Origin of the sequence: Psychromonas sp. psych-6C06, from assembly GCF_002835465.1 — a bacterium.
Taxonomy (GTDB): Bacteria; Pseudomonadota; Gammaproteobacteria; order Enterobacterales; family Psychromonadaceae; genus Psychromonas.
In genome coordinates, this window is the sequence record NZ_PIZM01000006.1 from 370,850 (window position 1) to 394,685 (window position 23,836).

Genomic DNA, 23,836 nt, shown 5'->3' on the forward strand with positions numbered 1-23,836 from the left:
CTAAAGAAATAAAAGTATCGTCCGTGATGCGGGTATTTTAACTGATTGTGAGACAAACAGGAAAAAACAAAGTTGCAATTTGCTATGTCAGAAATACTTTTATTCTATATCGCGGTGTATCGTTTTGTAATCTTTAATCCAAGGGTCTATTTTAGGGAACTGATTTTGAAACTCTTTACTCGCAAGCTTGGCCATTTTATAGGTATGAAAAGTGCCTAATAAAATAATATATTTGGACTTTTTAGATGTAACACCATGGTAGAGATATGTCTTTCCTTTTAATCTTGGATACTCGTCGAAAAAACGCTCCACAGAGCTTTCATTTGGTAATGCGGCTAGTTGCAAACTATAACTACTGCTTGGCATGGCTAATAAAGTACCTACGGCGGTAAGCGTTGTAACCGACGGTGGATTGCCCGAGGCATCTACTTGTTCGCTGACCGCTGGGCTTGGCTGTGTATTGGCATTATTTATTATTTTTAACCACTCTTTTTGCATTGCCTGTTCTTCAGAGTCTTTAAAGTAATTAGCAATTGCAGGCGCCTGCGAATTGATAATAAACACTGTTAAGATTACCGAAACAATTGCCACGCTATGGGGTATGTAGGGCGCAAAAGGGTGCGGGTGTTTAGGAAGTTCAGCTTCGCTAATCGCTTGCTTAGCAATAGGTGCGCTAATGCTAATAGATGATTGTGTATAAGCACTTAACAAACAACGATCGCATATCTGGTTAATAAGCTTTGGAATACCACGACTGGCTTTATAAATGACGGGTATAGATTGCGGATCAAATATTGGTCCTTTGGCGCCAGAACGATTAAGGCGATGGTGAATATAAAAGCTAGTTTCTTGTTTGTTTAAGCCTCGCAAATGATAGCGGGCAGTTATACGCTGCGATAGTTGGCGTAACTCTTTTGTTAACAGCTTCTTTTGTAGGTCAGTTTGACCGACAAGAATAATTTGCAGTGGCTTTTGGTTATCAGACTCGATATTGGTTAATAGGCGTAATTGCTCTAAAACATTAAACGAAAGGTGCTGTGCTTCATCAATTAATACAATTGCATGGCGTCCATGTTGGTGATTCTCTAACATCCATGAAGCTAGGGCATCAAACATTACTTTAAGAGAGATGTTATCGCGATCGTAACTGATAGAGAATTGGTTACAAATTTCAACAAGCAAAGCAATTTCAGACACCGCTGGATTAGTAATGGAAGCAACATCTGTATCGGCTGGCATATCTTGTAATAGAAAGCGACAAACACTGGTTTTTCCCGTGCCGACTTCTCCTGTTAAAACAACAAACCCGCCATTACCTTGTAGTCCGTACGTAAGGTGGGCAAGGGCCTCTTTATGTTGTTCGGTAAAAAACAAAAAATCAGGCTCAGGCGCAATTGAAAATGGCTGCTGATTTAATGAAAAAAATTCCTGGTACATGTTAAACCCAAAATGAGAGTGAGAACCTAATAAATATTTTAATTAGCCATGCGACTTCAGGCGCAAAGTCTGCTGGTAAATAGTCCGAGATGCCTGCTTTATCGCTTGCACTACGTTGTGTTATTGGAAAACTGGATCACAATAAAAAGAGTTCTATTTTTAATTTAATCCAAGATTTCGCAAGTTACGGTTGATATCTTCGGTCAGTACCGGCATCCGAGCTAGTGCCTGACAAAGCATCTTGAGGTAACATGGGTATAATAACTAAAATAGCAAGCGAAGGGGAAAACAATGCGTAAATTTTTGGTCGGGGGCGCAGTTCGCGATAAATTATTACAGCTTAGCGTTAAAGATTGCGACTACATGGTGGTGGGATCAACGCCAGAGGAACTGTTATCACTTGGTTATCAGCAGGTAGGAAAAGATTTCCCTGTTTTTTTACACCCACAAACCGGTGACGAGTATGCGCTCGCTCGTACAGAGCGAAAAGCGGGCAGTGGTTACAATGGCTTTAGCTGCTACAGTGGCCAAGATGTTACCCTTGAAGAGGATTTAATTCGACGCGATTTAACCATTAATGCCATTGCTGAAGATGAGCATGGCGAACGCTTTGACCCTTATCATGGTCAGCAAGATATTAAAGATAAAATACTACGACATGTTTCACCTGCTTTTAGCGAAGACCCCTTACGAGTATTGCGTGTCGCACGTTTTGCAGCGCGTTTTCACTCACTTGGTTTTAGCATTGCATCAGAAACAATGCATTTGATGCAACAGTTGAGTGAAAGTGGTGAATTAAGTTATTTAACCCCAGAGCGCGTATGGACTGAAACGGAAAAAGCATTAGCGACAGGGGCACCACAGATCTATTTCCAAGTATTGCGTGATTGTGGTGCACTAGAACACCTCTTTCCTGAAATTGATAATCTATTTGGTGTTCCGGGACCTAAACGATGGCACCCAGAAATAGATACCGGCATTCACACTTTGATGGTTGTTGAGCAATCGGTTTTGTTATCGGATGATATTGCATTTCGATTTGCTTGTTTAGTGCATGACTTAGGCAAGGCGTTAACACCGAAAGATAAATGGCCAAGTCATAAAGGGCATGGTTTTTTAGGCCTCGCTGTCATTAAACGGTTATGTAAACGCCTTAAGGTACCCAATGACTGTCGCGATTTAGCGTTAATGGTCAGTGAGCATCATACTTTGATTCACAGTGCATTTGAGCTCAAGCCGAGCACCCTGTTAAAGCTGATGAATAGCTGTGATGCATGGCGAAAACCAGAACGTTTTTTGCAGATGTTGCAGTGTTGCATTGCAGACTCAAAAGGGCGAACAGGTTTTGAAAATAAGCCTTACCCAAGTGCCGATTATGTCTGGCAAGCATTTCAGGCAGCTTTAACTGTGGATGTGCAAGATATTATCAAACAAGGTATTCAAGGGGCTGAAATCAAAGAAGCATTACTTGATGCCCGGATTAAAGCGGTTGCTATTTACAAAGAAAATATCCAACAATAGAGGCTAAGATGAGTCAATCATTAGCAACGATTAGTCTTGCAAACTTAGCCTTTGCCTTTATTCCGGTTGTGGTGGTTATTGTTATTATGTGTAAGTGGTCGTTAGATATAAAACGGCCCTTACATGCCTTCGCGCGTATGCTTGCGCAGCTTTTATTGGTGGGGTATTTTTTAACTTATCTTTTTGAAAGTGATAGTGCCCCGATTGTTCTGGCAATGTTGCTAGTGATGATTCTTTTTTCTAGTTGGATTGCGCTCAGTAATATCACTGTTTCACGCTGGGCACTGTTAAAATCTGCGGTGCTAGCAACAAGCGTCGCAGGGGGATTTACATTGGTAATGGTGACGCAGGGCGTGCTCCAATTAACACCTTGGTATCACGCACAAACCGTGATCCCATTAGCGGGAATGATTTTTGCTAACTGTATGAATAGTATTAGTTTAAGTGGAGAGCGTTTCTTTGCCGAGCAAGCACGAGGTGAGGGGAACACAGAAGCGAAAAAAATTGCCTTTCAAGCTTCTATTATCCCTAATGTTAACGCGTTGTTTGCAGTAGGTATAGTGTCACTGCCTGGCATGATGACAGGGCAAATATTATCGGGTATCTCGCCGTTTATCGCAGCCAGATACCAAATAATGGTGATGTGCATGGTATTTGCTGCTGCAGGGATCGCGTCAGCAATTTTTCTTACATTACTGATATCAAAAGAATTAAAAAGGTGATCAGTATTACTTGTTAAAATTTATACTACCAGTGTTGTGAGTTTTATTGAGAACATCCTGTTCTTCACAACCTTGTGGTCAGCTAAAGCTGATTTTGTGAAGAGAGAATAACTAACTTCTGCGCCTCACACCTTGGTAGCTTAAATTTTTCCTGCTCAATACTAGATCACTTTCTAAGTGCCATTGCTATTAAAACAGCACATAAAATAGTACCGCAGCTAAAAGCAAACGGTAGATAACAAAGGGCAACATGCCGACTTTATTTAATAAAATAAGAAACACATGAATACATAAAATTGCACTAATAAAAGAAACACCTGCGCCAAGTAATAACCCCGTCCAATCAACATGTTCATCAGATAAAATAAACTTCAGCAGATCGTAGCCAGATGCCATTGATATAATTGGAATCGACATTAAAAATGAGAAACGCGCAGCTGCATTACGTGTTAGTCCAAGCATTAGGCCCGCAGTGATCGTTATTCCTGAGCGGGATGTGCCGGGAATAAGTGCTAAAACCTGTGCAAAACCAATGATCAACGCACCTTTAATGCCCGTTTGATATTCTGTTTTAAGCTGCTTTGCCTGTGAGTCTGCCCACCAAAGTAAAAGACCAAAAATAAGTGTGCTAAAGGCGATGACATAACCACTACGCAGATACATCTCGATCAGGTCTTTGCCGAAGTAACCAATGGCTGCCGCTGGAATAGTCGCCCAAATAATCCACCACGCAAGTTTACTATCTTGGGTTTGTTGCTTGGTTTTAACCGATGTTACCCATGCCTGTGACATATTAAACACTTCACGTCTAAAGTAGATTAATACGGCACCTAAGGTACCAATATTAAGCACCAGGTCAAAGGCTAAACCTTGATCCTGCCAACCGAGTAAGACGGAAGGTAAAATGAGATGTGCGGAACTGGATATAGGTAAAAATTCAGTTAAGCCCTGAATTAAAGCGAGTACAACAATTTCAAGTGTAGACATAATGTTTCTCTGGTTAATTTTTATTAAGTAATTTTTATTAAGTAATTTTTATTAAGTAATTTTAATTGGCTAATTATTAGCAGTTAATAAGGGTTTCAATGGACCATAGCTTTTGCTGGTCCTTAGGGAAGTCATGCCATAGCTGCCGGTATGTTTTCTGGGCTGTTGGGTGTTCGAGCTGTGGTGCGATATCTGCTAGAGGCTGTAACACAAAAGCATTACGCAAAATCTCTGCTCGGGGGATATCTAGCGAATTATCGATTAGCTGGTCATGCAATAGTAGGTCTAAATCCAATGTGCGCGGTGCAAATTTAATTGCTTTCTCTGGTCGCCCCTGCTGAAGCTCTATTTTTTTTAATGTGTTAATTATCTGTTTTGCAGTAAGCTGACTTTCAAAGCTCACCACCAAGTTATAAAAGTTACCGCCACTAAAACCGACCGCTTCACTTTCATAAACAGGTGAAATAGCTAGCTCGCCAAAGGTGGTTTGCAAAGCGATAATGCCTAATTGGATATTTTTAGTTCTATTGATGCTTGAGCCGATACCGACAAAGACCTGTGCCACTAGCGAATACCGCGTTCAATTTGTACGCCTAAGCTAGCTGCTTTAGGTAGTGCACCGGGTTTATGCAGTGTCAGTTTTATCCATGGCACAGAAAACTGTTCCATAATCAGCGCTGCGACACGTTCTGCCATCGTTTCAATTAATTCGAATTGATGCTTTTGGGCAAACTGGTTAACGACTTCTGAAACACTAAAATAGTTAAGTGCAAGATTGATATCATCGCTCGCGGCTGCTGGGCGATTATCAAAAGCCATCTCTAAATCAAAGTAGAGCTTTTGCTGTAATGATTTTTCCCACTCATAAACACCAATAGTGCTAATTACCTCTAACTGCTTAATAAAAACAATATCCATCTTTCAACCCTATCGAATACCACGTATTATCAAAGCGCAGTATTTTACCTGATTAAGAGGAAATAAGTACAAATGATTTACCTTACGACTCTTTTATTTATGTTGTGTGCATACCTTTTCGGCGGGCTAAATGGCGCCATTTTATTGTGTCGGATTAAAGGTTGGCCTGATCCTCGTACGCAAGGGTCTAAAAATCCAGGTACCACTAATATTTTACGCTTTCATCACGCACAGGCTGCCAGTGCAGTACTTATTTTTGATCTGTTAAAAGGCACTTTGCCTGTTTATATTGCTTATTTTCTTGGCTATAGCCCTTTTGTTATCGGTCTTATTGGTATTGCTGCCTGTCTAGGTCATATATTCCCTCCCTATTTTCAATTCAAAGGTGGTAAAGCGGTTGCTACAGGCTTAGGGACATTATTACCACTAGGCATGGATATGACGGGGTTATTAATGCTAACTTGGTTGTTTACGGTCGCGGTAAGTGGCTATGCTTCGTTGGCTGCTATCATTACCGCTATCGCTGCGCCTTTTTATGTTGCGCAGATAAAGCCTGAATATACTGTTTCTGTCATTATGCTTTCAATACTCATTGTTTTGCGTCATGGCAGTAATATTCGACGTTTAATAGCAGGCAAAGAGAAAAAAATAGTGAACTGGAAACAATAACCCTATAAAAATATTGGTAGTTGTAGGTTGCATGGGTATAATTAACAAAATTGTAACTATTTAGCAGCCCTAATACTTTTTACCTGCCATTTAGATAGTTATCTAGATTTGCTGAAGAAAAATAGAATAACCAGTTTCATTATGTTTAAGCTGACTGGTTACTAAAATAATTATTTTACTTATATTATAAATGGAGTTAACTGTGCAGCTTATTAAACGTATCACCCTACTTATTGGTTTAACCGCTAGCTTATTTTCTGCAACAGCGTTTGCTGAAGTGGATATCGCTGAGCGTATTGCACCAGTAGGCGATGTTTACCTAGATGGTGAAATTGCTACGGCAAGCACTAAAAGTGAATCAAATGAACCTGCAGGGCCTCGCTCTGGTGAAAAAGTTTACAACACTTTTTGTGTTGCTTGTCATGGAACTGGTGCCGCGGGCGCACCAATCAAAGGTAAAGCAAGTGACTGGACAGCACGTATTGCACAGGGTGAAGAAACATTGATAAAGCACGCTATCGAAGGCTTCAATGCAATGCCAGCTAAAGGTACTTGTATGGATTGTAGCGATGATGAAATTATTGCGACCGTTAAGTTCTTAACTCAAGGACTATAGTGAGTAAAACTCATCTATTTTCATTTTAAACCACCTTCGGGTGGTTTTTTTATACCTAATAGCAATCGAATTAAGTCTGTGACCTAAATGTTGCTTAGCAAAATAGATTAACTCAGGCTTAAATAGTTATTTCTTTTATACCAATTCCATTAAGTATGTGATCTAAATTTAACGCAGGGAAAATGGCTTAATTCAAGGCGTAAGTTGATGTAAATGGTTGTTCCCTTTGCGAAACTTACAACGTGGAAATAAGTTATTTTAACCAGTTAAATAGATCAGCTATTTACTGGAATTGGTATTACTATAAATAGTAACGAATTGTATCTGCTAGTGAGAAAGCGTTCATTAAGTGCTATAACATCATACAGTAAACCATAGATATTCTATTTAGGAGTTGGTATGAGTAATGTAGAAAAAGTTTTAATGTCGCCACAAGGCCCCGAATTTTCTCAGTTAGTACAAGGTTACTGGCGTTTAGGCGCTTGGGAAATGAGCGCACAAGAACGATTAACCTTTTTAAAGCAACATGTAGAGTTAGGTATTTCAACCGTCGATAACGCCGCTATTTATGGTGATAGTGAGCAGTTATTTGGTGAGGCATTAGCCCTTGATCCGAGTATGCGCGAGCAAATCCAAATTGTGTCTAAGTTTGGTATTAATGGCATTCCTGCTGCGATTGGTGAGAAGCGTGTCTCCCATTATGACAGTAGTAAATCACTGATTTTATCTTCCACTGAAAATTCACTAAAACGTCTAGGTGTTGAACAATTAGATGCACTGCTCGTTCATCGCCCTGACTTTTTAATGGATGTTGATGTGGTCGCTGAAACCTTTGCTGAACTTAAAGCGAGTGGTAAAGTAAAACATTTTGGTGTGTCTAATTTTAGTGCTTCGCAATTTGAGTTGTTGCAGTCGCGCCTAGATACTCCTTTGATCACTAATCAAGTAGAGATCAATCCAATTAACTTTGATGTATTAGAAGATGGTACAACGGATCAATTACAACGCTTACGTATTCGCCCAATGGCTTGGTCATGTTTAGCGGGTGGCGGTATTTTTTCGGCAGATAGCGAACAAGCAAGACGTTTACGTGGCACATTATTAGAGTTGCAAGTTGAGCTAGATGCAAACTCAATTGAACAGGTTATCTTTGCTTGGGTCTTAAAACATCCTGCGAATGCCGTGGCATTAATTGGTTCGGGTAAAATAGAACGTGTGCAAGAAACCTTAGGCGCACTTGCGCTTAATATGAATACTGAACAGTGGTATCGAGTTTGGACTGCATCAAAAGGGCATGGTGTCGCTTAACAATAATAGATTAAAGGCTGGCGATAAAAAATGCGTCAGTCTTTGCCACTTCAATTTATATTAATCCCCAGATCAGCTTTGCTGCAAAAAGCAATAAAACAACACCCATCAAACGTTCGAATAAATAGCCGTGACTGACAAATTTTGCGCGTATTCTTTTTTGTGAAAAGAAAAAAGAGACCAAGAAAAACCAACTAATCGTGGTGAAAATAATCCAACCTGCATAGATCGTTTGCACCCAAAGTGGGGTGCTTAAGCTTACGATTGTGGTAAATATAGCTAAAAAGAAAAGCGTTGCTTTAGGGTTTAATAGGTTGGTCATAATACCAAGCATAAACGCCTTTCGATGGTGTGCTTTGTTATTATCAATAGTAAACTGATCATTATGCGCGTCTTGTGGCTGACTTTTGAGGAGATTAAATGCTAAGTAACATAAATAACTAATCCCCACTATTTGTGCAATTAAAAAGCCTGTTTCTGATTGGGTGATAATAAAGCCTAGACCAAGCAAGGTATACAGCATATGTACGGCGATACCCGTGCCAATACCAAGGCTAGTAATAAGCGCTGTTTTACGATCAAAACTGATGCTTTGTCTGACAACAATCGCAAAATCAGGGCCGGGGCTCATAACGGCAAGTAGGTGGATCAGTGTTAACATTAAAAATTCATCGAGATAGGGCAAGGTGGTTGTCCTTGTTAGATTAACGTGTGCAAGCGATCACTATAACAGTAACTTTTCATAAGGTTAAATGATGTCATCATTAAATAATTTTTCTGTGCCCCTATTAGGTTTTGCTGCTTATAGTGGCACCGGAAAAACTACATTATTAACACAACTTATTCCGCAATTAACTGCACTTGGTTTAAACATTGCTGTCGTTAAACATAGCCATCATGATATTGAGATAGATAAACCGGGTAAGGATAGTTATCAGCTTCGCAAAGCGGGAGCTTGTCAATTATTGTTAGCGGGCACAAAACGCGCCATTCTTTTCAATGAGTATGAGAAAAAAGAGGATAAAAAACTGAGTGAGCAGTTGCAGTTACTCGATGCAGACTGTTTAGATTTAGTGCTGGTAGAAGGTTATCGTGATGAGCCCTTTAATAAAATAGAGTTGCACCGTTCGTCACTAAATAAAGCTTACCTATTTGAAAATGACACCAATATTATTGCGTTAGCGAGCGATAAGAAGCTGCAAAACTGTCATGTAACACAGTTAGATATTAATAACTTATCGCAGTTAATTCAGTTTATTTTAGATTATTTGCAAACACAGCGCTCAAAGCTTAATAGGTGATTTTAAAATAAAGTAAATTACATTACCTTCGCTGATACTAATATCGTAATTTCTGGTAATAACAGGAATAGTGGCTGAAATCTCTTGCCCTTGTCTGCTGACAACTTGCTCTTCATCATCTCTATTTTCGCCAACAGTTGAACGTTCTTGGCTTTTACCTTTTCCCGCTACCGGAAAACTCTCTGCTTTAATTGCTCGTTTGTTAATGGTGATTGAGTGTAAAGTTACGATAATTGCAGGAGCATCCAGACCTTTTCCTGAGCGCTGTATTTCACTGATCATTGCTTGGCCTGTTGCGCCTGACTTTAAAAGCGTTTTCCCCTCTTTCACAATATCGCTATCAAGTGTGATTCTAAACTTGTAACCGGGTTGACGTACTCTGCTATCAACCTGCTCTGCCACGCGCATTTTTAATGTGCTACCTGCCGATATTTCTGCCACATTTGCGTTTGATAAAGGTGAAAAACTGATTAGTAACAATGTAAGAAATAGCTTATACATTTTTGCTCCTTAAAGGATTATACCAATCCGTATAAATATCTGATTTATCTTGTTAGTTAAAATAATAGATAACGAGGTTACATGCAATCATAACAACGGGCTATTACTTAATCATGGGGCTTGCCCTTTATCATCTTTTCTTAACAAGGCCTACCCACACTATTATGCAGAATGTTTTTACTAATAGATATTATACTATTTTCGTTCAATATATGACTCATTTAAGTGTAGCGGAAAGCTTGAATTTAACGGGGTGATTAATGTTGAGTATTGAGGAGAAAAAGACAAAAAACCCAAGCAACTGCTTGGGTTTAAGATAGCTTCTTATTTATTTAGAAAGCGTAAGATGCGCCAATGACGAATGCATTATTTGAATCTTGGCCGTCTACGTTATTGCCTTGGCTACGGAACTCTGCATATGGTTGTACACCTGAACGAGTCCAAGTAGCACGTAACTCATGGTCCATGCTTTCACTATCTAACATATATACATTATTATATTTTAGGTTAATAGGTGAGTCTTGGAAAGTGTAAGCAATCGCGTTATCCATACGAGTATCATCATTATCATCGATTGCATCTAAGTGCCAACGAGTTCGGTTCGAAATAGAGATACCATTATCAAAATTATAACCAATTTTAACAAGAGGTCGGTGCTGAACGGCTTCGCCATTTGCTAGCAGGTGATGGTAACCAACAGCAACCCAAAAGTTATCGTTAATATTAAATGCTTGTTCTGCACCTAGTGTTATATATGCTGGTGCATTGTAATCTGTTTTTAAATCACCAATTTGAATGCCATCGAACTCAACTAATAGCGTGGTGCCAGATTTAAATGTATGGCCTGCTTCTAGCGTTGAAGTAGCTGAAGAACCATGCATATCAGAATCATGAAACTGGACATTACCTGTTACATATGAGGTACCAAAAATACCTTCATTGATAACTTCTGCTTGTTCAGAAAAAGCAAGAGGAGAGATAAGAAGAGAAGAACATGCTACTGCTAAAGAAAGTTTTTTCATAGTGCTGTGCCTTAGTATTAATAAAGTTTGAAATCCTAGTAAATTTCACTTACTCCATGTTAGCGAGGTGCTGTTAATTGAGGTTTCAATTCCATGAAGTTTCATTATCATTTGCCATTTACTGGTCTACAGATAAAGAATATTAATCAAGCAACCATCGGTAAAATTCCGTACCGATTTAAGTTGAAATAACTATAAAGTAATTCGTTGTTATCAAGCAAGTCGAATTTTAGAGAGAAATAATCGTACTTTGCGTGTAAAAGTCAAATAAATGTTCTTTTCATTAAAGTTGTAATGCCGTCGTAAACCTGTTTTTGTCACTTTAAATTAGATAAAAAATCACGCTTTTTTTAAGCTTTTTAAAAAGCTATGTAGCGCCTTCCTCTCTTTTAATTCTGAAATGTAGGTTTATTGGGGGATTGTTAGCAGAATTTTAGCAACAAGATAAATGTATTTTCTTTGATGTGTTAGTAGCCACCTATGTGCTAACCCGTATTCATTTTAGTTGTTTTTTTGTCAATAAAATGTGTTTTTTTATCGTCGCTTTTTAGTTGTTCATTGAAACTGATGCTTTGCATTAACTCTAAAAAGTGAGACTTTTGTCTCACTTTTGGTGCTTGATGTTGGTGTCACTCAATTTAAATGGCTTCAATTTGAGCACGTTTAACAATGTACTCTGGCATTTTAGAGGCGAGCTTATCAAGCATTTTTTGTACTTTTACTTGCGTAATAGGGTCGCTAATGACGCTATGAAAAAGTGCGTTGTAGGCATCTTCATAATCTAGCGGGCTACCATAACCTTGATTTAACATCTGGACGTAATTAATTTGTGCTTTGACAAAACCTTGGAGAGCGGCTTCTCGAAAATAGATAATGGCTCGTTGTTTATTTTCTCGGACTAGAATGCCTTTTTCATAATAACGGCCAAGTTGTTCAATAGCAGGTAACAGCCCCTGTTTTGCCGATTGTTTTATGTAATGCATACCTAATGGTGCATTACGTTCAATACAGACGCCCCATGCCAACATATCTCCCCATAAGTAAACATATGATGGCTCTTTTATTTTTAATGCATGTGCTTCAATATCTTCAACAAGTTGGCAGTCATCTTTTTTTACCCGTTGCAGGTGCTTATTTTCGTAAATAAGCGCATTCAGTTCATCTTGGCTATAAATCTGAATAACGTCATAACCTTTATAGCCATCAAAGCCATTATCATTTGCAAGTAGCGCAATGCAATATCCAAAGCTAATCAATGCGCATAGAATGTGTTTGTAAAACATGTGATTGCTCCTTCTGCAATGTGCTATCTACTAGTATCGGCCAATTAAGTCTTTTCTTGAAAATTTAGTGAAAAAAAGCCCTCGCGATGCGAAGGCTTTAGTTTAGTAGGAAGTATATTGAGTTTTAAATACCACTACCTTGATCTTCGGTTTGCTCTTCGTGGAGACCACATTCACGCTTGAGCCCAAAGAAGCGTGTATCTTCTTCACTCATACCAACTTCTAATGGACGTGAAGTTTGCATGTCACCGACAGAAACATAGCCTTCATCCCACAGAGGATGGTACTCAAGACCGTGCTCTTTGAGATAATAGAAAACATCTTTATTCGACCAATCTATGATAGGTAAAAACTTGAAACATCCATTTTGGATACTCAATACAGGTAAATCGCCACGCGTTGAAGATTGATCGCGACGTAGACCTGAGAACCATGTTTTCGCATTGAGCTCTTTCAGTGCGCGTTGCATAGGTTCAACTTTATTGAGTAGATTATATTGTGTTAAGCCTTCGACGCCCTGTTCCCAAAGTTTACCGTAGCGCGCTTCCTGCCATGCACTACTTTGTTTTGCACTGTAAACCTTTAAATTAAGATTAAGCTGCTCGGTTAATTTATCAATAAATTGATAAGTTTCCGGGAAAAGATAACCAGTGTCCGTCAGTACAACCGGAATATCAGGTTTCACTGTGGTTATCAGGTGTAAACAGACTGCCGCTTGAATGCCAAAGCTTGACGTTAATACCAGCTCCGTTTCAAGATTTTCAACAGCCCATTTTACGCGATCGATAGCGGTTTTAGACTCAAGTAAAGCGTTGACGTCGCGAAGCGCCTCTGTACGTTGCGCTTTATCTAAGCTTAATAGATGCTGTAGATCGAGTTTTTTAGTCATGGAAATCCTTAGCCGCAATGACTACTTCTTTAACGATGCCGGCGCGAATAGAGAAGTCGCCAAAGCATTCATCTTGGTTACGCTCTTTTGACCATCGGCCAATTAAATCGTCTAGTGTTGCTACAATCGTTGCTTCATCAATGTTTTCTTTATACATTTTCGGCAGACGGGTACCGTTGGTATTACCACCTAAGTAAAGGTTATAACGCCCTGGTGCTTTACCAATTAAGCCGATTTCAGCCAGCATTGAACGACCACAGCCATTTGGACAACCGGTAACGCGCAAAATAATTTTATCTTTCGCAATACCGTGTTTTTCAAGTAGCCCTTCAACGTCGTCAGTTAGACCTGGTAGGTAGCGCTCAGCTTCTGCCATTGCTAATGGGCAAGTGGGTAATGCCACACAAGCCATTGAGTATTTACGTTGGTCCGTTGTGCCGTCATCAATCAAACCACACTCACGTGCCATTTTCTCGATAAGTTCTTTTTGTGATTCTTCCACTTCTGCAATCACTAAGTTTTGGTTCGCCGTCATGCGGAACGTACCTGTGTGTACTTTAGCAATCTTGTTTAAGCCAGATTTTAATGGTTTGCCATCAAAGTCTAAGATACGACCATTTTCGATAAATACTGTTAAGTGCCATTTATTATCGATACCTTTAACCCAGCCGATACGGTCGCCACGTTCTGTAAACTCGTAAGCACCTGGTGCTGCGAAAGTAATGCCAGCACGTTTTTCAACTTCTTGCTTGAACGTCTCAATACCATGTGTTTCTAGCGTGTATTTAGTACGTGCATGAGAGCGACTTACACGACCACCAAGGTCACGTTGTGTCGTTACCACGGCTTCTGCCACTGCCATTACTTTATCTACAGGGATAAAACCAAAATCGTCACCTAAACGTGGGAAGGTTGTTTTATCGCCATGTGTCATACCAAGGCCTGCACCTACTACCACGTTGTAACCGCTAATTTTAGCGTCATCACCTTCACCATCAATAATGGCGATAAAGTTTAAGTCGTTTGCGTGAATATCCACATCGTTATACGGTGGAAGCGCAACGGCAATTTTAAATTTACGCGGTAAGAAAATGTTTTGATAAATAGGCTCATTTTCTTGTGTATCAACGACTTTTTCACCGTCTAACCAAATCTCTGCATAAGCATTACTTTTTGGTAGGAAGTGTTCACTGATCGCTTTTGATAACTCATAAACTTCAGTGTGTAAAACTGATTGTTCAGGGTTTGATGTACAAATCGTATTACGGTTAACATCACCAGCTGTGAAAATCGCATCAATGTTGGCTTTAAACTTAAGCTCTTGGAAAACAGACTTAAGATTACGCTTGAAAATGCCGTGGTACTGAAATGTTTGACGTGTGGTAATACGAATACTACCTGCATCAGTTAACTCTTCAGCAATGCGGTCAATCTCTAACCATTGTTGTGGCGTTAATACGCCACCCGGTAAACGAGCACGAAGAAGAAAAGAGTATAGTGGCTCTAGCTTCTGCTTTTTACGCTCTGCACGACGGTCACGGTCATCCTGTTGATATAAACCATGGAATTTAACCAGTTGTACTTCATCAGAAGGAAACGAACCTGTTGTAGTATCGTTAATGCCTTCAACTAATTTACCGCGAAGAAAATTACTTTCAATTTTAATACGCTCGTTATCGTGTAGTTTTTGAGTTGGCTTCTGGCTCATTAGTAAACATCCCTTTGGTAACGTTTTGCTTTACGTAATTCATTTAATTCTTGTTCAGCTTCTTCAAGGTTCTTGTTACCTTGCTCACTGATAATTTCGATTAGTGCTGTGTGTACATCTTTAGCCATACGGTTAGCATCACCACATACATAGAAGTGCGCGCCATCTTGTAACCATTGGTAAACCTCAGCTGCATTTTCTTTTAAGCGATCTTGTACATAGATTTTTTGTGCTTGATCGCGTGAGAATGCGAGGTCTAATTTTGTTAACAGACCTGATTTTAGGTGCGATTGCCATTCAACTTGGTATAGGAAATCTTCGTTGAAGGTTTGGTCGCCAAATAGTAACCAGTTTTTGCCCGTTGCATCTGTCGCTTCACGCTCTTGCATGAATGAACGGAACGGCGCGATACCTGTACCAGGACCAACCATGATAATTGGCGTTTCTGGGTTAGCTGGTAAGCGGAAGTTATGGTTATCTTCGATAAATACCTTAACTTCTTCACCTTCTGCTAAACGGTGGTTTAGGAAGCCTGATGCACCACCTGAACGTTTTTCACCCTGTTCATTTTCAAACAATACAGAGCCAATCGTTAAGTGTACTTCTTCTTCAACTTCTGTTTGGCTAGAAGCGATAGAGTATAATCGAGGGCTGATACGGCGTAATAGCGCTAAGAAGTTTTCAGCGGTGACTGCATCATTACCACTATCAGAAATTACATCAACAATCTGGTTGTTATTAGCAAAGTCGCGTAGTGCATTTTTATCGCTAGCAAGTTCAAGTAAAGCTGCATTACCTGTTAAGGTTGCATAACCTTCTACAAATCCTGGGTGCGTTCCTGTTAATTCGTAAGACTCAATTAGCGCTTCGCTCAATGAAACAGTTTTATCATCAACGCTTACTTCTGTGCTTGCATCAAGGTTTAATTTAGCGATGATTTGTGCAACTAGTGCTGCATCATTTTTAAACCACACGCCTAGCGCATCACCCGCTGTGTAAGTTAAATCAGAACCTTCTAAATCAATTTCGATATGGCGTACATCTTTTGCTGATTGGTCACCGGTAATTTTTTGGCTAACAATCAAGCTTGCCGCGAAAGGGTTTTGCTTGTCGTATTTGTTTGCTGATACAGCGCCTGCGACAGAAGCTACCGGAGCACTTGCAACACCACCTTTTTCTATCGTTTTTTCTATTTCATTTAAAGCGTTGTCGATCCATGGGCCTGTTACTTGGTCGTAATCAACATCTGCATCTAAACGTTCAGCAATAATCGTTGCGCCTAATGCACTAATGCGTTGCTCGAAGTCTTTACCTGTTTGACAGAAGAATTCATAACTTGAATCACCTAAGCCTAACACTGCAAATTTTAAGTCGTTTAATTTTGGGGCTTTTTTAGTTGCTAAAAATTCATGTAGGTCAATCGCATCATCAGGGGCCTCGCCTTCACCATTGGTGCTGGCAACAATGATGAGATGGCTTTCATCTTTAATGCTTTTAACTTTGTAATCAGCCATCGAAACAACACGGTGTGCAATGCCTTTAGCATCTGCTGCTGCGCCTAGTTGCTCTGCTACACCTTTTGAGTTACCTGTTTGTGTACCATATAAAATGGTTAAGCTCTGTCCTGAGCTTACCGTTGCTTGCGCGCTAACGGGAGTTTGGCTTACGCCTGCTAAATAACCACTCACCCATGCTGTCTGCATTGGGTCAAGTCCAGCCATCGCTTGTTGTAGTTGTGATAACTGCAACTCAGATAATGGCGAAGTTAATGCCGAGAGATTCGTTAATGCCATGAAACTATTTCCACTATTACAAAAGATTGGGCGAGTTTACTCCTCTGCTTTATAACAACAAAAGAACAAAAGGGGCTTTTTTATAACAAAATGGAATTAATCGAATATTTTTCTGTTTTTAGTGATCTCTGTCGTATAATCAATAACACCATGAAGGATTTACTATGCCACTGTTTTACTTATTTTTATTTATTTTTCCAAGTGCATTACTCGCGAGTGAAGCGCTTAATTCAGAGACCAAAGCTACATGGTCGGAGACTGTTCCTGACTGGGGAATTGCTATTGGAGTGCGAAATGCTTCCATTCCCTATGATATTTCACAGGAGAGCCATGTTAATGACTTTGTACCCAAAATGTATTACGAAGGGGAATATATTTTTTTACGAGGCGAATCAGGCGGGCTACGTTTTTATCAGGAAGAGAAGTTCAGTGCGAGTATTTTAGGGCGTTACCGTTACTTTGATATTCCTAAAGAGTTTCAACGCGAATATAAAGGCACTAATATCGATATGGGCTTACAGTTTGAATATTTGCTTCAACCTCACTTTCCGTTGCAGTTAGAGCTACTTTCTGATGTCTATGGCAATAGTTATGGCAATGCTAATCTACGCTATCAAATCGATCATAACGATTGGGATATAGATCTATATAGTACGTTTCGTTATAAAAGTGGTGAATTTAATAACCTTTATTATGGTTTTGGGCAAGATGATATTGGCAGTGACTTAGATATAAAATTTGGTACCGAAGCCCGTTATCACTTGTTTAGCAATCTTTACCTGCTTGGTGAGATGAGTATTAACGTACTTGGTAATCATACTTATCAAAGTGAACTGATTAATTCACGTGTTGAGACAGAATATTATTTAGGCTTTGGTTTCTTTAACGATAAAAAAAATCAAGAAACACTAACCTTGCCAGATAACCATTATTTGCGCCTTGCCTATGGTTGGGCAACACCTTCCAACATTGGCGAAATAATTAACGGCGACACCGAAAAAGATGAATACAATAATCGCTTAAGTTCACTGTTTTACGGTATCCCGTTGACGGAATCTATTTTTGGCCTACCCATTGAATTCTATTTTACCCCTGGTTTTGTATATCACTTTAATTCTGAAGTGCAAGATCCGTTAACAGAATATGTTTTAGCGATAAAAGCCTATTACACCTTTACTTGGCCCGTTCGTTGGCGATTTGGTTTTGCCGAAGGGCTTTCATATGTTTCAGATATTACTTATATCGAACATAATGATGATCCTGATAACCCGGGAAGTAAGATATTAAATTATTTAGACTTTACACTTGATGTGAACCTTGGCGATGTGACTAATGTGAAAGCGTTAGATAAACTTTGGCTTGGTTATTCTATCCATCATCGCTCTGCTATTTTTGAAAGTAGCTCGATGTTTGGACGCAGTAAAGGCGGTAGTAATTACAATACTATTTATTTACAGTGGCATTTTTAGTCCTGCGTGATTGAATATTAACATCGCTTTAATTTGCGCTGAGTTTCTTTTATACTGCGTGCATCTTGTCGGAGTGCCCCTATTTATTAGAAAAGGGCTGAGACCGCTATTATGCGGGATCCGTGGAACCTGATTAGGCTAATACCTACGAAGGGAACAGGAATAAAGTGATCATCATTGGATCTCTTTTAACTTGCCACACATATTCGATAAGCACTCTTAAAACTACTGAAGGTAAAGATTGCTATGTCCAAAGAAATCAACTCAACATTAAAAACCACCGATCGTAAAGGTCTCTCTCGTCGTGAATCGCGTCAAGCAGCGCAAGACTACATTCAAAACTTAAACAATGAATCTTATCCGAATTCAGAAAAGATTTTCATTGATGGTGAAATTCATCCTATTAAAGTGGCGATGCGTCAAATCCACCAAACTGATACCTTTGTCGGCGGCACGGAAGAAAACCCTGTATTTGAAAAAAATGAGCCAATTCCGGTTTACGATACCTCTGGGCCTTACACAGATCCAAACACTAAAATCGACGTGCATGCGGGTTTACCAAAATTACGTAAAGCGTGGATAGAAGCGCGTGATGATGTTGAAGCGTTAGAAGGGGTGACTTCTGATTTCGCTAAGGAGCGTTTAGCGGATGATTCTTTAAATGAACTGCGTTTTGAAAATTTACCAAAACCATTACGTGCTAAAAAAGGCAAGTGTGTTACGCAATTACACTATGCTCGCCAAGGTATTATTACACCTGAAATGGAATACATTGCCATTCGTGAAAACCAAGGTCGTGATCGTATTAAATGTGAAGCGTTGCACTTTCAACATGCAGGTCAAAGCTACGGCGCAAATTTACAGGAATCGATTACCCCTGAATTTGTTCGTTCAGAGGTCGCTCGAGGCCGCGCAATCATTCCATCAAACATTAACCACCCAGAATTAGAGCCAATGATCATCGGTCGTAACTTTTTAGTGAAAGTTAACTCTAATATCGGTAACTCATCGGTTTCATCTTCAATCGAAGAAGAGGTTGAAAAATTAGTTTGGTCAACGCTATGGGGCGGTGACACGGTAATGGATCTATCAACGGGTCGTAATATTCATGAAACTCGTGAGTGGATCATGCGTAACTCGCCAGTGCCAATCGGTACGGTGCCAATCTACCAAGCACTTGAAAAAGTAAACGGTGTGGTTGAAGACCTAACGTGGGAAGTATTCCGCGATACATTAATTGAACAAGCAGAGCAGGGTGTGGATTACTTTACCATTCACGCGGGTGTTTTATTACGTTTTGTACCGATGACCGCTAAGCGTGTTACAGGTATTGTTTCACGTGGTGGCTCTATCATGGCGAAGTGGTGTCTGACGTACCATAAAGAAAACTTTGCTTATGAATACTTCCGAGAGATCTGTGAAATTTGTCAGCAGTACGATGTGGCGTTATCACTAGGTGATGGTCTGCGTCCAGGTTCAGTTGCAGATGCAAACGATGAAGCACAATTCTCTGAGTTAGAAATTTTAGGTGAATTAACTAAAGTTGCATGGGAATATGATGTGCAAGTGATCATTGAAGGTCCGGGACACGTACCTATGCAGATGATTAAAGAAAATATGGATAAACAGTTAACAGAATGCTTTGAAGCACCTTTCTACACATTAGGTCCATTAACGACTGATATCGCACCGGGGTACGACCATATTACCTCTGGTATAGGTGCCGCTCAAATCGGTTGGTACGGTTGTGCAATGCTTTGTTATGTAACACCCAAAGAGCATTTAGGTCTGCCAAATAAAGATGATGTTAAAACAGGTTTGATTACTTACAAACTTGCTGCACACGCCGCTGATTTAGCAAAAGGTCATCCGGGGGCGCAAATTCGTGATAACGCATTATCTAAATCTCGTTTTGAATTCCGTTGGGAAGATCAGTTTAATCTTGGTTTAGACCCGGTAACTGCGCGTGAATACCATGATGAAACATTGCCACAAGAGTCTGGCAAAGTAGCGCATTTCTGCTCAATGTGTGGTCCTAAATTCTGCTCAATGAAAATCACTCAAGATGTACGTGATTTCAGTGATAAGTTAGACTCAGGTGAGATCTCAATTAAGATCTTAGATGAAACGATCACCATGACGGCAGAAGAAGGCATGGCAGCTAAAGCGAAAGAGTTTAATGACTCAGGAGCAGAGATATATCAACCTCCAGTACTAGATAAAGCTTAATCACGTCGAGGTTTAGCCCAACTCTGCGTCGAAAGTGCTCATTGATGCTTATCAACTGCGCGCTTTCTTCTTGATTTGAACTAAACCTCTTAGTGCTTAATCTTCATGAAATATATTAAAAATAAATATTAGTATCACTAATTTCTACAAACTAACCAAAGGTTAATAATGAGCAATATTGTTTGGACAATCGCAAGTTCCGATTCAAGTGCTGGTGCGGGCATACAGGCTGATTTACATACCATTAAAGCATTAGGTGCTGATGGTTGCAGTGTGATCAGTGCGGTGACGGCGCAGAACTCTCAAACGGTGAGTTTGGTTGAAAGTGTCTCCGATAAAATGTTTATCGCGCAGTTGGATGCATTGGCCAGCGATATGCCGGCAAAAATCATTAAAATTGGTCTGATTGCTAGTATCGAGCATGTGAAAATATTAGCTGAAAAGTTAGCCGAATATAAAGCAAGCTGGTCGGTTGCACCTTTTGTTATTTATGATCCGGTGGCGGTTGCGTCAACGGGGGATGAAATGACAGAAGAGGGCATTAACGAGGTGATTAAATCTCAGTTACTGCCGGTGATTGATCTGTTAACACCTAATGCCAAAGAGGTGTTTACGCTGTCGGGGCACATGTTAATTAGTGGTGAATCACTAAAAGGGGCATCTGAAAAACTGATCGAAATGGGCTGTAAAAGTGTATTGATTAAAGGTGGCCACTTACCGTTTTTAGAAGAGCAGTGTATCGACTATTACTTTGATGGCGAACGTGAGATCGCGTTAACGAGTCCGCGTTTAGAGAATGTGCATTCACATGGTACAGGTTGTACGTTATCAAGTGCATTGGCTGCGACTATGGCACAAAGTTACTTTGTAGAAGATGCGTTGGTTATCGCTAAAGCCTACTTAAATCAAGGCTTAAAAGGTTCCAAACAACTCGGCAAAGGCGAAGGTGCTATTGCACACTTTGGCTGGCCAAGTGATAACGCCGACTTCCCAGAAGTGGTACTTCCTGAGTCAAAAGTCGGTTATGAATTAGATCTGCAAGGCACTTTAGAAGCGGGACCTGGCTTTGTAAGTTGTGATACTCATAAGCTTGGTTTATATCCAGTTTTGGATAGTGTTGAATGGTTAGAAAAAGTATTAAAAAGTGGCGTGAAAACGCTTCAACTTCGTATTAAAGATAAACAGCCAGAGCAAGTTGAACAGCAGATCATCGATGCGATTGCACTGGGTAAAAAATACGATGCACGACTATTTATCAATGATTACTGGCAATTGGCGATTAAACATGGTGCTTATGGTGTGCACTTAGGTCAAGAAGATATGGATGTTGCCGACTTGCCTCAAATTGCCGAAGCTGGTTTACGCTTGGGGTTAAGTACCCACGGTTATTATGAAATTCAGCGTGCTAAGCAGTTAAAGCCAAGTTATATCGCGCTAGGACATATCTTTGAAACACAAACCAAGGATATGCCCAGTGATCCGCAGGGTTTAGGACGTTTAGCTAAATATGCAGCTTTATTGGCAGAAACACCCACAGTTGCGATTGGTGGTATAAACTTACAACGTGCGCCAGATGTTTATAAAACAGGGGTGGGCAGTATCGCTGTTGTCACTGCTATTACCCTTGCCGATGACTATGAGGATGTTATTAGTCGATTTAATGACATCATGAAATAAGGAACCGCCATGTTAACCGATGCCGAAATGTTGCGTTACAGTCGCCACCTATTATTAGAAGAGGTAGGAGAGCTGGGCCAAAAAGATCTGAAAAAAGGTAAAGTTTTAATTATCGGCATGGGCGGACTTGGCTCTCCCGCTTCGCTTTATTTGGCTGCAGCCGGCGTCGGCTCAATCGTTATTGCAGACTTTGATTGTTTAGAGGTGAGTAACCTACAGCGTCAAATAGCTTATAAAACCGCAGATATTGGCACAGATAAAGTCGCGCTAATGAAGCAGCGTCTTGAACAACTTAATCCCGAAGTACGTGTACGTAGCATTACTCGCGAAATGGATAAAGAACAGTTGATGATGGAGCTGATGATGGTGAATTTGGTGTTAGACTGCACCGATAACATGGCTAGTCGTCAAATGATTAATGCTGCCTGTGTAGAGGCGCAAGTTCCTTTAATTGTAGGGGCAGCTATCCGTATGGAAGGGCAGTTGATGTTTTTCGATCATGGAGAGCCTGAAGCTGCTTGTTATCACTGCTTGTTTCCTACGGATGAAGAGCAAACGCTCAACTGTAGTAACTCGGGTGTATTAGGCCCTGTTGTGGGAACTATTGGCACTTTGCAAGCGCTAGAGGCGATCAAACATATTACTGGTTTGCCTTCTGGCATAAAAAACAAATTAAAACTATTTGATGGCAAAACATTAGATTGGCAAACCTTCGCCATTAATAAAGACCCTCAATGTAACGTATGTGGAAATAGATAGTGAAAGTAAACGTAAATGAAAAGCTTATCGAATTAGATGAGAACTGTAATATCGAGCAGTTATTGGCTACCTTAGAAAGTCCACTAAAAGGCAGTGCTGTCGCTGTTAACCAGAAGATAATCAGTCGCAGTGAATGGGCTACGTTTACCCTTCAAGAGAACGATCAGGTTTCTCTTTTTCAAGCGATAGCAGGGGGCTAAAAATGAGTCATGATCCATTAATTATTGGCGATAAAGTTTTCTCGTCACGCCTATTTACCGGAACCGGCAAGTTTAACGATCAAAATACCATGGTAGCCGCGCTTCAAGCCTCGCAATCAGAACTCGTGACGATGGCGCTAAAGCGTATTGATATGCAAAGCAAAGAGGATGATATCCTTGCACCATTGATTAAAAATGGCATGAATTTATTACCCAATACTTCAGGTGCCCGTAACGCTAAAGAGGCGGTATTTGCAGCTGAACTAGCGCGCGAAGCACTGCAAACTAACTGGGTTAAACTAGAAATTCACCCTGATCCTAAGTATTTACTACCTGATCCGATTGAAACATTAAAAGCGGCTGAAAGCTTAGCGAATCTTGGATTTGTGGTTTTGCCCTATGTACATGCCGATCCGGTTTTATGTAAACATTTAGAGTCTGCGGGTTGTGCCGCTGTAATGCCATTAGGCGCGCCAATTGGTTCAAACAAAGGCATTAAAACCGCTGAGTTCTTAGAGATTATTATCGAACAAGCTAATGTTCCTGTTGTTGTTGATGCAGGGCTTGGAGCACCATCACATGCGGCACTTGCCATGGAGATGGGCGCGGATGCGGTATTAGTCAATACGGCAATGGCTGTTGCTGGCGATCCGGTTGCCATGAGTCGTGCCTTTGCAAAAGCTGTTGAAGCAGGGCGTGAAGCCTATTTAGCAGGGCTAGGCGGGCAAAGCCAAGTCGCAGTCGCATCTAGCCCATTAACTGCATTTTTAGAAGCGGGATAAAATTGCTAGAAAGCGAGAGGGCTTGAAGCTGGAAGGCTGTCTGCT

The 23,836-nt window shown here is 40.3% G+C and carries 23 protein-coding genes and 1 riboswitch; of the genes, 12 read left to right on the forward strand and 11 right to left on the reverse strand.

Features of this window, described 5'->3' with window-relative positions; all coding sequences use genetic code 11:
• Positions 1 to 99: 99 nt before the first annotated feature.
• Positions 100 to 1,437, reverse strand: coding sequence for an AAA family ATPase (locus CW745_RS10235; protein WP_101108548.1), 1,338 nt, complete (start codon positions 1,435 to 1,437; stop codon positions 100 to 102).
• 291 nt (positions 1,438 to 1,728) lie between these two features.
• Here CW745_RS10235 and CW745_RS10240 point away from each other — a divergent pair, with 291 nt between their 5' ends.
• Together CW745_RS10240 and CW745_RS10245 are read left to right on the forward strand one after the other, a co-directional pair.
• Positions 1,729 to 2,958 (forward strand): multifunctional CCA addition/repair protein, encoded by a 1,230-nt coding sequence (locus CW745_RS10240; RefSeq protein WP_101108549.1) that lies wholly within the window; start codon positions 1,729 to 1,731, stop codon positions 2,956 to 2,958.
• An 8-nt stretch (positions 2,959 to 2,966) separates the two neighbouring features.
• Complete coding sequence (locus tag CW745_RS10245) at positions 2,967 to 3,680, forward strand: ABC transporter permease (RefSeq protein WP_101108550.1); 714 nt, start codon at positions 2,967 to 2,969, stop codon at positions 3,678 to 3,680.
• A gap of 189 nt (positions 3,681 to 3,869) precedes the next feature.
• Here the strand turns inward: CW745_RS10245 and CW745_RS10250 are convergent, their stop codons facing one another.
• From CW745_RS10250 to folB, 3 genes are all read right to left on the reverse strand, one after another.
• Positions 3,870 to 4,667, reverse strand: coding sequence for an undecaprenyl-diphosphate phosphatase (locus CW745_RS10250; RefSeq protein ID WP_101108551.1), 798 nt, complete (start codon positions 4,665 to 4,667; stop codon positions 3,870 to 3,872).
• Between the two features lie 76 nt (positions 4,668 to 4,743).
• The gene (folK, locus tag CW745_RS10255; RefSeq protein ID WP_101108552.1) at positions 4,744 to 5,232 is read right to left on the reverse strand and encodes a 2-amino-4-hydroxy-6-hydroxymethyldihydropteridine diphosphokinase; all 489 of its coding nucleotides are present in this window, start codon (positions 5,230 to 5,232) and stop codon (positions 4,744 to 4,746) included.
• The gene (gene folB, locus CW745_RS10260; RefSeq protein ID WP_101108553.1) at positions 5,232 to 5,585 is read right to left on the reverse strand and encodes a dihydroneopterin aldolase; all 354 of its coding nucleotides are present in this window, start codon (positions 5,583 to 5,585) and stop codon (positions 5,232 to 5,234) included. Before folB ends, folK begins: the two co-directional genes overlap by 1 nt.
• Before the next feature lie 72 nt (positions 5,586 to 5,657).
• Here folB and plsY point away from each other — a divergent pair, with 72 nt between their 5' ends.
• From plsY to CW745_RS10275, 3 genes are all read left to right on the forward strand, one after another.
• Positions 5,658 to 6,254 (forward strand): glycerol-3-phosphate 1-O-acyltransferase PlsY, encoded by a 597-nt coding sequence (gene plsY / locus CW745_RS10265; RefSeq protein WP_101108554.1) that lies wholly within the window; start codon positions 5,658 to 5,660, stop codon positions 6,252 to 6,254.
• A gap of 190 nt (positions 6,255 to 6,444) precedes the next feature.
• Complete coding sequence (locus CW745_RS10270; RefSeq protein ID WP_101108555.1) at positions 6,445 to 6,870, forward strand: cytochrome c5 family protein; 426 nt, start codon at positions 6,445 to 6,447, stop codon at positions 6,868 to 6,870.
• 399 nt (positions 6,871 to 7,269) lie between these two features.
• A complete protein-coding gene (locus CW745_RS10275) occupies positions 7,270 to 8,178 on the forward strand; it encodes an aldo/keto reductase (RefSeq protein WP_101108556.1) in 909 nt (302 codons plus the stop codon).
• A 55-nt stretch (positions 8,179 to 8,233) separates the two neighbouring features.
• On the opposite strand, the gene CW745_RS10280 is transcribed toward CW745_RS10275, so the two are convergent.
• Positions 8,234 to 8,839: a LysE family transporter gene (locus CW745_RS10280; protein WP_101108727.1), complete on the reverse strand. Its 606-nt coding sequence runs from the start codon at positions 8,837 to 8,839 to the stop codon at positions 8,234 to 8,236.
• Positions 8,840 to 8,930: 91 nt separating this feature from the next.
• Between CW745_RS10280 and mobB the strand changes: the two genes are divergently transcribed.
• Positions 8,931 to 9,479, forward strand: a complete 549-nt coding sequence (gene mobB, locus CW745_RS10285; RefSeq protein ID WP_343226081.1) for a molybdopterin-guanine dinucleotide biosynthesis protein B — start codon at positions 8,931 to 8,933, stop codon at positions 9,477 to 9,479.
• Here the strand turns inward: mobB and CW745_RS10290 are convergent.
• The 6 genes from CW745_RS10290 to CW745_RS10315 form a co-directional block, all read right to left on the reverse strand.
• The gene (locus CW745_RS10290; protein WP_101108558.1) at positions 9,462 to 9,980 is read right to left on the reverse strand and encodes a hypothetical protein; all 519 of its coding nucleotides are present in this window, start codon (positions 9,978 to 9,980) and stop codon (positions 9,462 to 9,464) included. The genes mobB and CW745_RS10290 overlap by 18 nt on opposite strands.
• Positions 9,981 to 10,312: 332 nt before the next feature.
• Complete coding sequence (locus CW745_RS10295; RefSeq protein WP_101108559.1) at positions 10,313 to 11,002, reverse strand: porin; 690 nt, start codon at positions 11,000 to 11,002, stop codon at positions 10,313 to 10,315.
• 638 nt (positions 11,003 to 11,640) lie between these two features.
• Positions 11,641 to 12,285: an SEL1-like repeat protein gene (locus CW745_RS10300; protein ID WP_153069759.1), complete on the reverse strand. Its 645-nt coding sequence runs from the start codon at positions 12,283 to 12,285 to the stop codon at positions 11,641 to 11,643.
• Between the two features lie 124 nt (positions 12,286 to 12,409).
• Positions 12,410 to 13,174, reverse strand: a complete 765-nt coding sequence (locus tag CW745_RS10305) for a phosphoadenylyl-sulfate reductase (protein WP_101108560.1) — start codon at positions 13,172 to 13,174, stop codon at positions 12,410 to 12,412.
• On the reverse strand, positions 13,167 to 14,882 hold the full coding sequence (cysI, locus tag CW745_RS10310; protein ID WP_101108561.1) for an assimilatory sulfite reductase (NADPH) hemoprotein subunit: 1,716 nt from the start codon (positions 14,880 to 14,882) through the stop codon (positions 13,167 to 13,169). Before cysI ends, CW745_RS10305 begins: the two co-directional genes overlap by 8 nt.
• On the reverse strand, positions 14,882 to 16,675 hold the full coding sequence (locus CW745_RS10315; RefSeq protein ID WP_101108562.1) for an assimilatory sulfite reductase (NADPH) flavoprotein subunit: 1,794 nt from the start codon (positions 16,673 to 16,675) through the stop codon (positions 14,882 to 14,884). Before CW745_RS10315 ends, cysI begins: the two co-directional genes overlap by 1 nt.
• A gap of 164 nt (positions 16,676 to 16,839) precedes the next feature.
• Between CW745_RS10315 and CW745_RS10320 the strand changes: the two genes are divergently transcribed.
• The 6 genes from CW745_RS10320 to CW745_RS10345 all read left to right on the forward strand — a co-directional run bounded on the left by CW745_RS10320 (position 16,840) and on the right by CW745_RS10345 (position 23,791).
• Entirely contained in the window at positions 16,840 to 18,144 is a 1,305-nt protein-coding gene (locus tag CW745_RS10320) for a MipA/OmpV family protein (RefSeq protein WP_101108563.1), read from the forward strand.
• 59 nt (positions 18,145 to 18,203) lie between these two features.
• A riboswitch (TPP riboswitch) is annotated at positions 18,204 to 18,317 on the forward strand.
• 73 nt (positions 18,318 to 18,390) lie between these two features.
• Positions 18,391 to 20,373: a phosphomethylpyrimidine synthase ThiC gene (gene thiC, locus CW745_RS10325; protein ID WP_101108564.1), complete on the forward strand. Its 1,983-nt coding sequence runs from the start codon at positions 18,391 to 18,393 to the stop codon at positions 20,371 to 20,373.
• 168 nt (positions 20,374 to 20,541) lie between these two features.
• Positions 20,542 to 22,050, forward strand: coding sequence for a thiamine phosphate synthase (thiE, locus tag CW745_RS10330; RefSeq protein WP_193755583.1), 1,509 nt, complete (start codon positions 20,542 to 20,544; stop codon positions 22,048 to 22,050).
• 9 nt (positions 22,051 to 22,059) lie between these two features.
• Positions 22,060 to 22,809: a HesA/MoeB/ThiF family protein gene (locus tag CW745_RS10335; RefSeq protein WP_101108566.1), complete on the forward strand. Its 750-nt coding sequence runs from the start codon at positions 22,060 to 22,062 to the stop codon at positions 22,807 to 22,809.
• Positions 22,809 to 23,009 carry a sulfur carrier protein ThiS gene (gene thiS / locus CW745_RS10340; RefSeq protein WP_101108567.1) on the forward strand — a complete coding sequence of 67 codons (201 nt, stop codon included), beginning with the start codon at positions 22,809 to 22,811 and terminating at the stop codon, positions 23,007 to 23,009. Before CW745_RS10335 ends, thiS begins: the two co-directional genes overlap by 1 nt.
• A 2-nt stretch (positions 23,010 to 23,011) precedes the next feature.
• Complete coding sequence (locus tag CW745_RS10345; protein ID WP_101108568.1) at positions 23,012 to 23,791, forward strand: thiazole synthase; 780 nt, start codon at positions 23,012 to 23,014, stop codon at positions 23,789 to 23,791.
• Positions 23,792 to 23,836: the final 45 nt, after the last annotated feature.